This window comes from Neoroseomonas soli, assembly GCF_018129065.1.
GTDB classification, from domain to species: Bacteria; Pseudomonadota; Alphaproteobacteria; order Acetobacterales; family Acetobacteraceae; genus Neoroseomonas; species Neoroseomonas soli.
The window spans coordinates 1-12,022 of sequence record NZ_JAAEDM010000106.1; the positions used below are offsets into that span (position 1 = coordinate 1).

Consider the following 12,022-nt stretch of genomic DNA (forward strand, 5'->3'; position numbering starts at 1 on the left):
CGCGCTGCTGCACGTCACCGCGCGCAGCCTGGCGCGGCTGCCGGCCGAGGGCCCGGCGCGCCTGGTCCGCTTCCGGGAGATGCGCGAGCAGCGCGGCTGGACCTTCGCGACGGGCGCCGGTGCCGAGGCGCCGCGCGTCCTGCTGCGGGCCGAGGGCGATGCACTCGAAACCATCGAGCCCGATGCGAAGACGCGCGACGACCGCCTGCCGGATGCGACGCCGCCGATGCGCTGGCACCGTTGCCTGGCGCCCGCCCCGGCGGTGGCGCTGCTGCATGGGGAAGGGCTCGCCTTCCTCGGGGCTCTTGAGCGCATCGAGGCCACCTGCCAGGGCGGCCTGCCGGCGGCCTGCGTCGCCGTGGTGATGCAGGAAGGCGACGTCTCCGGCGACCGGATGCTCGGCGTGGCGGAGGTGGCGCGGCTGCTGCGCGGTGCCGCCTGGGCCATCGCGGCGCAGGATGGCGCGGAGCCGGAAGGGCTTGCGGCCGCCGCCGGGCTGGGCGGGATCGCCGCCCTCGCGGCCGCGCGGGTGATGGTGGAAAGCCTGGACTTCGACGGGGATGGGCGGCTCTCGGCTGCGGAACTGGCGCAGGACCGGATGACCTTCCCCTCCGCGGCCGGGGCCGCCGCGGGGCGGCCGGTCGCACTGGAGGCGCTGGGCGAGGGCATCGAACTGCTGCGGGCCCTGCTGGAGCGGGTGGCGAACTGACGGCGGGCGCATGAAGGTTTCACCTTCGTGCGCCGCCAATTCCGGACGCCGCGCATCCACGCAGCCTGGCACGGCCGCCAGGCCAGCCGTTGGTGCACGTGGCATGAGGGGCCCGCGTCGGCTGAATTCGCCTTTTGGTTTATAAATTGCCGCGATATTCTCGTTGCGTGCGAGGCATCCCGACCCTCTTCCTGCTGCTGCTCGCCGCCTGCGGCGAGACGACCGGCGCCGATGTGCTGCGCGCGGTGGTCTGGCCGATCCCGCTGCCGGCCTCCCTGTTCGAAGCGACCCCGGCCGAGCGGGAGGGCGAATGGGACGCGCCCGCCGCCGACCCGTCGCCGAGCGAGCCGGCGCTGGCGCTGTCCCTCGGCAGCCGGCGGGCCGTGGCCACGCTGGTGCAGGAGGAAGGGGAGCGCCGGCTCTGGCGCACCCCCGGCGGCGTGGTCGTGGCGACCGAGGGCGCCCGGGTGGTCGCCACCGCCGGGCTGCGCCGCGTGCTCGCCGCGACGCGCTTCGAGGGCGCGGACCCGCTGGCCCGCCTGCCGGAACTGGGCGAGGGCGAATGGCGCGGGACGCGGGTCGTGGACGTGATGCGGTCCTCCACCGATCCGTCGCGGATGGAATTCGGGCTGCGCCTCGATTGCCGCCTGCGCGCCGCGCCGCCCGAGGCCGAGGACACGCTGCTGGTCGAGGAATCCTGCCGCGGCGCCGCCCGCTTCACCAACCGCTTCTGGGCCGATGCGCGGTCCTACGCCGTGTTCCGCTCGGAACAATGGGTGGGGGAGGGGTTGCCGCCGCTGGTGGTGGAGGTGCTCGCCGCCCCCGCCGCGCCGGCCGAGGTCATCACGCTGCCCAGGTGAGCCCCGCGCGCCGCACCCGCCGCGCGACATAGGCCATCCACGCGCATTGCACCGCCAGGGCCGGCAGCACGACCAGCGCCTTGGACCCCGGCGGCAATTGCGTGAACAGCCAGACAAGCGCGCCGTGGAACAGCACGAAGCCCCAATGCACGCTCGCCACCACGCGCACGCCGAGGCCGGAGCGTTGCGCCATCTGGTACAGGTGCGTGCGGTGCGCCGCGGCCACCCGCTCACCCGCCAGCGCGCGCCGCACCAGGGTGAAGGCGGCGTCGAAGAGCAGCCCGAAGAGCAGCAGCGGCACGATCAGGAAGGAGACCTGCGCCGCGTCGAACCGCGCCGCCGCCACCGCCAGCACCGCCATGACGAAGCCGAGGAACTGGCTGCCGACATCGCCCATGAAGATGCGCGCCGGATGGAGGTTGAAGGGCAGGAACCCCGCCAGCCCCGCCGCCAGCAGCAGCGAGGCCGCATAGACGAACCACCCGCCCTGGTCCCCCGCCACGACACACAGGATCACGGCGGCGAGGAACACCGAGCCGCCCACCAGCCCGTCCAGCCCGTCCATGAAGTTCAGCGCATTGGTGCAGCCGACGATCCAGAACAGCGTCAGCGGCACGCCCACCCAGCCGAGCGGCACCTCGCCCAGCCAGGGCAGCGCCACGCGGTCGAGAACCAGGCCGCTCGCGATCGCCACCAGCGCCGCCGCCGCCTGCGCCGCGAGCTTCACCGCGAAGCGCAGGTCCCGCACGTCGTCCCACAGCGAGACGGCGGCGATCGCGACCGCCGCGCCGATCACGCCGACGAATTGCGGCGGCGGCAGGCGCGCATAGCCCGCGCCGACATACAGCACCGCCATCCCCGCCACGAAGGCGAGCACCACCCCCACGCCACCACCGCGCGGCGTCGGCCGCGAATGGGACGACCGGGCATTGGGATGGTCGAGGATCGGGTGGGCGATCATCAGCCGCACCGCCGCCGCGGAGAGCAGCGCCAGCACGGCGGCGAAGGCGAGATGCCTCAGGACGGCTTCGAGGAGCATGGGCGGCGGGGGCTATGGCGCAGGCGCAGGGCGGCGTCCAGCGGCGGGGAGGGCTCTGCCCTCCCCGGAACCCCACCCGCCAAGGGCTTAAGGCCCTTGGAACCCTCGACTTGATCGGGGGTGGCGGGGAGGGGCATGGCGCGCCTGTGGCGTTGCGCGCACCGACGATGCCCCTCCCCGCCACCCCCGATTGAATCCCATGGTTCCCAAAGGCCCTTTGGCCTTTGGTGGGGGGAGGTCCGGAGGGGGGCAAAGCCCCTCTCCGACGCGGCCGTCACCGCGTGAACCACCCTGCCCCGCGCCGCAGCGCATCCTCCCGCCCGTCCCGCGTCACCTCCCATAGCGGGTTGTCCACCGCGAGGCGCTGCCCGCCGTCGCGCTGCGTCGGCCGGATCACCGTGCCGATCGAGGAGCGCGTCTGCACCCCGAACAGGTCGAGCGGCACGCGGATGAAGATGCCCTTGTCGAAGGATCCCTCGCCGAAGCGTGAGAAGGAGACATCGGTGAAGGTCGCGAAGGCGCCGACCTCGATGCCGGAATCGAAGCGGCGCGCGACCTCGACCGTGCCGCCCCAGTCGCCGGCCAGGTATCGCCCGCCGCGCAGCGTCGTCGTCAGGTTCCACCACGGCAGGTCGGCGTAGAGCGACAGATGCCCGGTGGCCACACGGTAGTCGCGCAGGCCGAAGCGCTGGTCGTAGTCGCGCTGCGCCACGTAGTTGACGTCGAGGCCGATCGCGAAGGGCCGGTCATGCGGACGCCACAGCACCTCGCCCGAGACGCCCGCGAACATCGGTTCCAGATAGCCCGCCGTCGCGCGGGCGAAGACGTCCGGCGCGGGGGACCATATGCGCTCGGCATAGAGCGTCGGGATCGCCAGGTTGCGCCCCTCGTCGGCGTAACGCGCGTAGTCGGACCGCACATGCGGCAGCACGGAATCCGACGGTGCCGCGCCGTCGAGGTTCTGCGCCACCACCTGCGCGACGCTGCCCACCAGCGAGATGCCATGCCCGAGTTCGACCCGCGCCCCACCGGCCAGCGCGGCCTGGTAGAGCAGCGTGCGGGAGGGATCGCCCAGCACCAGGCGCACCCGCGGCTCGATCCCCCAGTCGAGGAAGGGGCCGGGCGCGCGCGCGGCGTTGTCGAAGGGCTCGCCGGGCGGCATCAGGGTGGCGGTGGCGAAGATTTCCTCCGCGCTGCCGTGGCCACGGGCGGCGGCCTCCATCGCGGAGCGCAGGACCATCAGCCGCGCGATCTCCAGCCCGTCGCGCGACCAGGCAATGACCACGCGTTCCACCTGGCGCGGCAGGAAGGGCTGCGCGGCGCGCACGACGCGGCCCGCCACCTGCGCCAGCGTGCGGTAGCGGCCGCCGGAGACGGCGATGCGCGCTTCCTCGCCCTCGATGGCGACGGCGGTGCCGCGGAGCCCGGCCTCGCGCAGGGCGGCGAAGATGCGCGGCGCGGCCTCCTGCGCCTCGGCCGAACCGCCTTCCGGCCGTGCCGCCATGGCGGGCGGCGCGGGCAGCGGCGCGCGTGGCGGATCGTGCGGGTCCATCCGCACCGAGGCGCGCAGCACCACATCCGTCCCGTTCACCCAATGCACGCCGAGGTCGAGCCAGTCGTTCGACCATTGCAGCCCGGCATTCACCCGCGCCTGCGCGTAGCCGCCGAGGTTCACGGTATTTGCGGGATACCCGCCGCGCTCGTCGCGCAGCCGGTCGCCGCTGAATTCGACCTTCGCGCGCAGCCCCTCGAACACGCCCCAGGGCGTGTCCACCGGCGGCACGGTCCATTCCACGCCGCCGAAGATCGAGATGTCCTCGCCCTGGAAATACGACCCCCAGCGCAGCGTGCCACCCTGGCCCACGTCGCGCCGACGATCGCCGAAGCCGCTCCAGATGTCCGTCAGCGGATTGTTGCCGTCCGCATAGGTGCCGAGCCGCCCCCAGCCCATGCCGAGCGTGACGTCGAAATCCCAGAACCGCTTGGACGCGACGAGGTATTCCCCGCCATAGATCCCCGTCCCCGCAATGTCCTGGATGCCGACCGCCAGCGCCGGCCGCCAGTCGTTCTCCTCCCAGAGCCGGATCTTCACGTCGAAGGAACGGTCGGAGGTCATCCCCGACCCGGTGGTGCCGTTCAGGCGTTCGCTCACGCGAAAGGTCGTCTCGAGCCACGGCAGGGCCTGGAAGCCGACGAACCAGAACCGCCGCTGATGCCGCAGGGACGCACCGGCCTCCACCATTCCATCGGGCCGGAACCGCGCATTGCGCATCTCGATCAGTCCGACCCCGCCATAGTTCGACCCGGTCGCCCCCACGGCGCCGTCCTGGGCGCGCGCGGGGGCGGCCGTGAGCGGGAGGAGCGCGAGGAGGGTGGCGAGCAGTCGGGGGGCCAGCCCCCCGAACCCCCCGCTGGGGGGCCACCGCCCCCCAGACCCGGGGGCAGTTGATGGCCGGTTTGGGGGAGGGGCATGTCGTGCCCGTCGCGTCGGTGGTGCCGTCGAGCCCCTCCCCCAAACCGGCCATTCCGTCACCGCGGGTCCGGGGGCACGTATGCCCCCGGCGGGAGGGTTCGGGAGGGCAGAGCCCTCCCGATGCACGCCAACCATCCTTGGCGCTTCCCCTGCCTACCGGTTCGCTTCGCGCGCGATCACGGCCAGCGCGGCGGCGGAGACCGAGACCTGGCCGAGCACCTGGGTCAGGTCGCGGACGAAGCCCCAGGTTTCGTACGGGCTGGGGTCTTGCGGGACGACGACGAGGCTGCCCGGCGGGACGGGAGGCCCGCCCTGTTGCCAGGCGGAGAGGCCGGCGGCGGTGGATTGTCCGTTGGGCAGCACGATGAAGGCGCGGGAGGTGTCGGCGAAGCGTTGCGGGCCGCCGGAGGTGCGGACGTAGTCGCTCGCGCGCCAGCCCGAGCGGAACTGGAGCGAGCCGGGGTTGAGGACCGAACCGACGACCGTGACCTCGTTCGGCCGCTTGGGAATGGCGATGACGTCGCCGGGTTCGAGCAGCACGTCGAGTTCCGGCCGGGCGGCGAGGATGACGGGGTTGGCCTCCACCATCATGCGCCCGGCGGCGCGGGCCTCGCGCAGGGAATTGGCAAGTTCGCGCCCCGCGGTGATGGCGGAGCCGAGGTCCACCGAGGCCCCGCGCGTGCCCGCCACGGCCTGGCCGGCGGCGACCTGGATCAGGCTGGTTTCCAACTCGCGCGCGGTGCGCTGGAAACCTTCCTGCTGGCGCTGGCGCACCGAGTCGCGTGTGAAGACGGCGCCATAGGGATAGGCCTGCGGCGTCAGGCCGCCGGCGCGGGCGATGACTTCGGACAGGCGCTCGCCGCGGCGGATGTCGTAGGTGCCGGGGCGGAGGAACTCGCCCACCAGGATCACCGGCCCAGTATCGCGGTCCCCGAAGCCGCGCGGGATGCGGATGGTGTCGCGCGGGGAAAGCCGCACCGCGCCGAAGTTGCGGCTGGTCAGGTCGAGCCGCGTGCGCGCGAGGGGAATGGCGCCGGACTGGTCCGAGGGTTCGCGCGCGAATTCCACCACGCGCAGGTCGGCGGCATCCGACAGCCCGCCGCCGGCGGCGATCAACAGGTCCAGGCCGGTGTCGTCCACGATCGGGAACAGGCCGGGGGAACGTGCCTCGCCCGTCAGCACCACCGCCTGGTCGAGCAGGAAGGCCGGCAGGTCGGGGTAGTCGAGCATCACCTGCGGGCAGGGCGGCGCGCCGATCTCGGGGAAGCCCGCGCCCTTGGCATGGGCGAAGCGCTGCGGCGAGGCGCGGGAGGCCAGCGCGAGGGCGGTCAGCGCCGGGCAATCCGCGACGGGCGCAGGCTGGGTCGCGCCGGCGGTGGCGGGCGACGGCGCCTCCCCGCGCAGCGCGCGCTGTACGGAGGACGAGGCCAGCCAGGCAATATCGGCGCGGGAGAAGACCACCACCTCGTCGCCTTCATGCAGCGCGAGGTTGGCGCGCCCTTCCAGCACACGTCCGAGGTCGAAGGGCACGAAGGACCGCTGCCCGGTGCGCGCATCCCCGCGCCACACGACACCGAGCCGCACATAAGGGTCGTTGCGCAGCAGCCTGCGATCCGAAATCAGCCCGCGCAGCGTCTGCCCTTGCCGCCCGCCCGAGGCCGCTCGGGTGACGGGAATGGCGACATGGCCCGCGAGCCGCACGGTGTTGGCGACGACATCCGCGCCCGGCTGCACCAGCACCGCGTCGCCGCGCCGCACCGTGGCGTTGGGCGCGAGTTCCGCGAAGGATCGCCGCCCGGCCGCGTCGTTCTGCTGCACCAGCAGCCGGTTGCCGCCGGGGCGCATGGTGCCGCCGGCGAGCGTCAGCATCTCGCCCAGCGGCGCGCCGGCGGCGCGGGCGGGCAGTTCGTAGATGCCGGGGCGCGCCACGTCGCCCGCCACGGCGACGGCGCCGCCGACCGGCGGGACGATGATGCGCTCGCCCTCGCGCAGCGAGAGGTCCGCATCGCCCGGCGCATCGGCGATGACGGCGTAGAGGTCCACCACCCGGCGCCCGCGCGGGCCCTCGATGCGGATGGCGCGCAGCGAGCCGGTCTTGCGCACCCCCCCGGCGGCCGAGAGCGCATCGAGCACTGTGGACAGCGCGTTCAGCCCCTGGAAGCCAGGCCGCAGCACCTCGCCCGCGACGAAGACGTTCATCTGCCGGACCTGGCCGATCGAGACGAAGACTTCCGACCCGCCGAGGTCCCGCGTCGCCAGCCCTTCGAGATGTGCCCGCAGGTCCTTGAGGCTGCGCCCGGCGGCCGGGATCGGCGCCAGGTCCGGCAGCAGCAGGCTGCCGTCGCGGCCGATGCGCAGCGTCAGCGTCTGCCGGGCGCGGCCGCGGAAGGCGACGATCAGTTCGTCGTCCGGGCCGAGGACATAATCCTCCGGCAGCGCGCCGAAGCCTGGCGTGGGGGCGGGGCCGCCGCGGAAGGTCTCGTAGCCGAACTGCCGCAACGGCGGGCCTTCCAGCCGCGCGGCGAAGAAGGATTCGGCGGCGGAGAGCGGATCCTCCGGCGCCAGGGGTGGGGCCGGGGCGGGCAGGGGCTGGGCGGTGAAGGCCGGGATGGGTGCGCCGCGTGGCAACCCGGCCGGAGGCCCGCGCGTGGCGCCGGCATCGAGCAGCCTTTGCAGCGCATCCTGCGCCACCCCCGGCGGCAGCGAGGGCAGCGGCGCGCCATTGGGCAATACCGGCGGCAGGGTGGGCGGCGCGAGCAGCGGCGAGGCACCCATGCCGGTCTGCGCCATGGCCCCGAACCCAGCCAACGACAGGCCGATCCCGACCAGCAGGGGCAGCAGCGGATTTTGGCGGCGCGACGGGCCGGACATCGGCGGGGCGGGAGCCTTCATGGAACGTGAAGCGACAAATTAATCTGCCGTTTACAACCTATTGGCGATTCTGCCTATTCTCCGCGCTCGCTTTCGCGGAGGGCTTTCGTGGTCCGCAGCGCCACCCTGGCCGGAAACCCGGCCGAGCCGCCCGTCGCGGGCCGCCCGCCCGCCAGGCTCTGGCTCGCGGCCGACGCCGCCTGGCGGCTCGGTCCGCGCGCCTGTGGGCTGTTCGCCTGGCATCGGCTGCGGCTGCGCGCGGGGCTGGCGCGGCGTGCACTGGACGGGGCGCCATGGCCGGAGGGGCCGGCGCTGCCGGAAGCCTTCGCGACCGATGGTCCCGACGCGGTTGCCGATGCGTGGCGCGCGGAACCCATGAACCGGACTGCCGCAGGGCCGACCGGCCCTGGCCGGGGGGCAGGGAGCATGGCGACTCGCGCCGCCCAGCACTTCGATGTCGTCGTCACCGGCCCTGGCGGGGAGGCGGGAGGTGCTGCGACCGTCCAGCCGGCCGATCCGGCGATGGGCGAACCACGGCCGGACCCGCGCGCGCCCGATCGCGCCCCTCCGGCAGCGCGCGCCCGGGCGGCGGCCGCCGAGGCAGCGATCGCCGGCGGCTGGCACGGCGCCTTCGATTCGCAGGCCCATGCGCTCGACCTCGACCTCTTCGCGCCGGGGGACATTCGTCCGGTCTGGGAGCGCAACCGCCTGCTCGCCCTGCCGCTGCTGGCGCTGGCGGCGCGGCAGGACCCGGCCGGCGGGCACCTCGCGCGGGCGGAGGCGGTCCTTGCCGACTGGCGCGCGGCCAACCCGCCCTTCCGTGGCCCGGCCTGGGCCTGCGGGCAGGAGGCTGCGCTGCGGGCGCTGCATCTCTGCCTGGCGCTGGCCCTGATCGACGCCGACCGCGCGCCGTCACGCGCGATGCGCGCGGTGCTCGCGGCCCATGCGCGGCGCATCGCCGCGACGCGCGCCTATGCCGCCGCGCAGGACAACAACCACGCGGTCAGCGAGGCCGCCGGGCTCTTCGTGCTTGGCCTGGTGCTCGGCGATGCGGCGCTGGCGGGCGAGGGCGCGCGGGATCTCGCGCGCGCGGTGGCCCGGCTGGTGGCGGCGGATGGCGCCTTCGCCCAGGCCTCGCCGGGCTATCACCGGCTGCTGCTCGACACCTTGGCGCTGGCCGAATGGTTCCGCCGCCGCCATGGCGCGCCGGAATTTGTCGCACCGTTCGCGGAGCGCGCCCGCGCCGCGACGCTCTGGCTGCATCGGGTGGCGGCGCCGGGCGGCGCGCTGCCGCGCTGCGGGGCGGTCGATGATTCGGCGCTGGCGGATCTCTCGCTGTGCGGGCCACTGGACGCGCGGGGCAGCGCCGAACGCGCGGCGCGGATCTTCAACGCGGCCAGCGCCGGCATGCGCGACGATCCCGGCTGCGCCGCGCTCGGCCTGCCCTGCCCGGACACGACGTTACCGCGCGTCGGCGCCTGGCGCAGCGAGGGGTGGATGGGCGATTCCCGTGGCGCCCTGCGCGTGCTGCTGCGCACCGGCGCGCCTCTGCGCTTCCGGCCGGCGCAGGCGGACCTGCTGCATCTCGATCTCTGGCACGGCGACACGGCGTTGCTGCGGGACGGCGGCACCGGCGCCTACAACCCGCCGCCCGGCAGCGCCTGGTGGATGGAGGCGCTGGCCTCCTCCGCCGGCCACAACACGGTGGAATTCGACGGGGAGGCGCAGATGCCGCGCCTGTCCCGCTTCCTCTTCGCCCGCTGGCCGCGTTGCCGCGCGCTGGCCGATGGTGCGGCGCTGCGCGACTGGCGTGGGCGTTCGCATGAACGGCGCTTTCGGCTGGAACCGGCACGGCTGACGGTGGAGGACCGTCTCGGCGGCCCCTTTGCCCGCGCGGTGCTGCGCTGGCGCCTTGCGCCCGGTGACTGGCGGCCGGAGCGCGACGGCGCGGAAGGGCCGCTCGGGCGCATCGCGGTGGCTGCCGATGCGCCCTGCCGCATCCGCCTGATCTCCGGCTGGGAGAGCCCCGCCTATGGCGTGGTGGCGCCGGTGCCGGTGCTGGAGGTCGCGGTGGCGGCGCCGGTGTCCCGCCTCACCACTGTCGTGGATCTCGCCTGATGCCGCTGGCGCTCCTTCTCCGCGTGATCAGGGGCTGGCGATGGCGCCTGGCCGCTGCCGTGCTGGCCCTCTGGGCCGGCGGGGCGGCGCTGGTGCTGCTGGCGCCGCGCGCACATGTCGCGCAGGCGGTGGTGGCGCCGGCGGAGACGACGTCCTTCGCCGTCTCCTCGCTGCTCTCGCCCTCGCCTTTTGCGCCGGGTGGGCTGCTGGATACGCGGCCGACGGGGAATTTCGCCGTCTATCTCGGCGTGCTGCGCTCGCCGGAGGCGGCGGCCTTGCTGGCCCGGGAGACGGCGATCGCCGCCGCGCTCACCGAACGCCGCGCGTCGGGCCTGGGCCGTGCGCTGCGCGCGATGCTCGGCGCCGACCGGCCGGCGGATGCCGACGACGTGCTCGACTGGCTGGCGCGCAACCTCGCGGTGACGCAGTCGCTCGCCTCGGTGACCTGGACGCTGGAACTGGCGCATGCCGATCCCGCGCTGGCACTCGACATGCTGCGCCGCCTGCACGGCTTCGCCGAGGCCAAGGTGCGCGCCGACCTCGCCGAGCAGGCGGCGCGCCGCGTCGCCGCGCTGGAACGCCGCCTGGCGCGGGAGAGCGACCTGTTCCTGCGCAACAGCCTCTATGAACTTCTGGCGCAACAGCAGCGCGCCGGGCTGGTGGTGGCGGCGGACGAGGCGGTGGCGGCGCGGCTGGTCTCGGCGCCGATGGTCGAGGCGCGGCCCTCCCTGCCCAACCGGCCGCTGCTGATTGGGCTGCTCGGTGTCGTGGTGCCGCTCGCGGTGCTGCTGGCGGGGGCGGCGCTGGCGTTGCTGCGGCACGATCCGGCGGCGATGGTGGCGGCTTCGACTGCCGCGCGGGTGCCGCCGATGCCTTCGCGCCGTGCGGACGATCGGGGCGAAGGGGCGATGAGCGCCGGTATGCCGCCCGCGCGCACCCGCCATGGGGAACGAGTGCCCGACGCCCTGCCCATGCGTCCGCCGCCGGTGCCGCCGCCGTCGGGGATTGGGGAATGTTGAGCGGCCTTCATGCATCCGGCGCCCTCGGCCCGCCAGGCCCGGCGGCTTGTCCACCGTCGCATGGCGTCCGGCGTGCGCGGACATGCCCGCGGGGGCTGGGGGGTGCGCCTCTCGCGACGCCAGCCCTACGCCCGCCGTGGACACGCCCGCGGGCGCTGGGGCGCCGGCGATCCGGGTGGACCGGCGCCCGGGTCTCCGTGGCGAGTCACAGGGGCAGGCACAGGGCGAGAATGCCCGCGCCTGGCCCGGCGATCGTCACGGCTGCGATGACCCGGCCGCGCGGCGCCACGCCAAGCCTGGTGGTGGGCGGCCAGGCCGCCTGTGCCGCTCCATGACCCGTGCAGGCCTGCCCGGCCTCGGCGCGACGGTGGGGGTACTCGCCGCCGTGCTGCACTTCGCGGGTGCGCTGAAATCCGCGCCGCCACTCGCGGCGCTGCCCTTCGACCTGACCGCGGCGGCGGCGCTGGGGCTGCTCGGCCTGCTGCCGCTGCTGGCGGCGGCGCGGGGCTGGACCGCGGATGCGCGTCTGGCGCTGCCCCTCGCGGGCTGTGGGGCGCTATGGCTGTGGATGGTCCTGGCGGGGGTGTGGAGTCCCTCCGCCACCATCCTGCCGGCGAAACTGGCCGATGCGGTGCTGCTGGGGCCGGCGATGCTGCTCGCCGGGCTGGCGGTGGCGGGCGACGGGCGGGCCTTGCGCGCCTGCGCGGGCGCGGCGCTGGCGATCGGCGCCTTCGTCGCGGCGGCCATCGCCTGGGGGATCGCGACCGATCGCGTCGTGCTCGGCGGTATGCCGGGGGCGAACCCGGATCTGGTTCGCGTGCAGTACCAGATCGCGGGGCTCGCCATCGCCTCGGCCGCCGCGCTGGCGGCGGTGCGGGCGGTCGAGGCGCCGCGGGTCCCCGCGCGGCTGGCCTGGCTTGCGCTGGTGGCGCT

At 74.6% G+C, this 12,022-nt stretch carries 7 protein-coding genes and 1 pseudogene; 5 read left to right on the forward strand and 3 right to left on the reverse strand.

Features of this window, described 5'->3' with window-relative positions:
• Positions 1–709 (forward strand): hypothetical protein (locus GXW76_RS22805; protein ID WP_211864443.1); only part of this gene is annotated, 709 nt, incomplete at its 5' end.
• A 167-nt stretch (positions 710–876) separates the two neighbouring features.
• The gene (locus GXW76_RS22810; protein WP_211864444.1) at positions 877–1,569 is read left to right on the forward strand and encodes a YjbF family lipoprotein; all 693 of its coding nucleotides are present in this window, start codon (positions 877–879) and stop codon (positions 1,567–1,569) included.
• Here GXW76_RS22810 and GXW76_RS22815 read toward each other — a convergent pair.
• The 3 genes from GXW76_RS22815 to GXW76_RS22825 all read right to left on the reverse strand — a co-directional run bounded on the left by GXW76_RS22815 (position 1,553) and on the right by GXW76_RS22825 (position 7,952).
• Positions 1,553–2,608 (reverse strand): glycosyltransferase family 4 protein, encoded by a 1,056-nt coding sequence (locus tag GXW76_RS22815; RefSeq protein WP_211864445.1) that lies wholly within the window; start codon positions 2,606–2,608, stop codon positions 1,553–1,555. The two genes, GXW76_RS22810 and GXW76_RS22815, sit on opposite strands and share 17 nt — an antisense overlap.
• 274 nt (positions 2,609–2,882) lie before the next feature.
• Positions 2,883–4,925, reverse strand: coding sequence for a YjbH domain-containing protein (locus GXW76_RS22820; RefSeq protein WP_338151023.1), 2,043 nt, complete (start codon positions 4,923–4,925; stop codon positions 2,883–2,885).
• A gap of 309 nt (positions 4,926–5,234) precedes the next feature.
• A complete protein-coding gene (locus tag GXW76_RS22825) occupies positions 5,235–7,952 on the reverse strand; it encodes an SLBB domain-containing protein (protein ID WP_246514632.1) in 2,718 nt (905 codons plus the stop codon).
• A gap of 108 nt (positions 7,953–8,060) precedes the next feature.
• Here GXW76_RS22825 and GXW76_RS26215 point away from each other — a divergent pair, with 108 nt between their 5' ends.
• The 3 genes and pseudogenes from GXW76_RS26215 to GXW76_RS22840 form a co-directional block, all read left to right on the forward strand.
• On the forward strand, positions 8,061–10,070 hold the full coding sequence (locus tag GXW76_RS26215) for a heparinase II/III domain-containing protein (protein ID WP_211864447.1): 2,010 nt from the start codon (positions 8,061–8,063) through the stop codon (positions 10,068–10,070).
• Positions 10,070–11,089, forward strand: coding sequence for a hypothetical protein (locus tag GXW76_RS22835; protein WP_211864448.1), 1,020 nt, complete (start codon positions 10,070–10,072; stop codon positions 11,087–11,089). The genes GXW76_RS26215 and GXW76_RS22835 overlap by 1 nt, the downstream gene beginning before the upstream one ends.
• A gap of 331 nt (positions 11,090–11,420) precedes the next feature.
• A pseudogene (locus tag GXW76_RS22840) lies at positions 11,421–12,022 on the forward strand (O-antigen ligase domain-containing protein); the annotation flags it as partial.

Excerpts from the sequence above, each read along its gene's own strand:
- GXW76_RS22835 (WP_211864448.1), top strand. The coding sequence starts at position 10,070 with ATGCCGCTGGCGCTCCTTCTCCGCGTGATCAGGGGCTGGCGATGGCGC.
- GXW76_RS22825 (WP_246514632.1), bottom strand. The coding sequence starts at position 7,952 with ATGTCCGGCCCGTCGCGCCGCCAAAATCCGCTGCTGCCCCTGCTGGTC.
- GXW76_RS22815 (WP_211864445.1), bottom strand. The coding sequence starts at position 2,608 with ATGCTCCTCGAAGCCGTCCTGAGGCATCTCGCCTTCGCCGCCGTGCTG.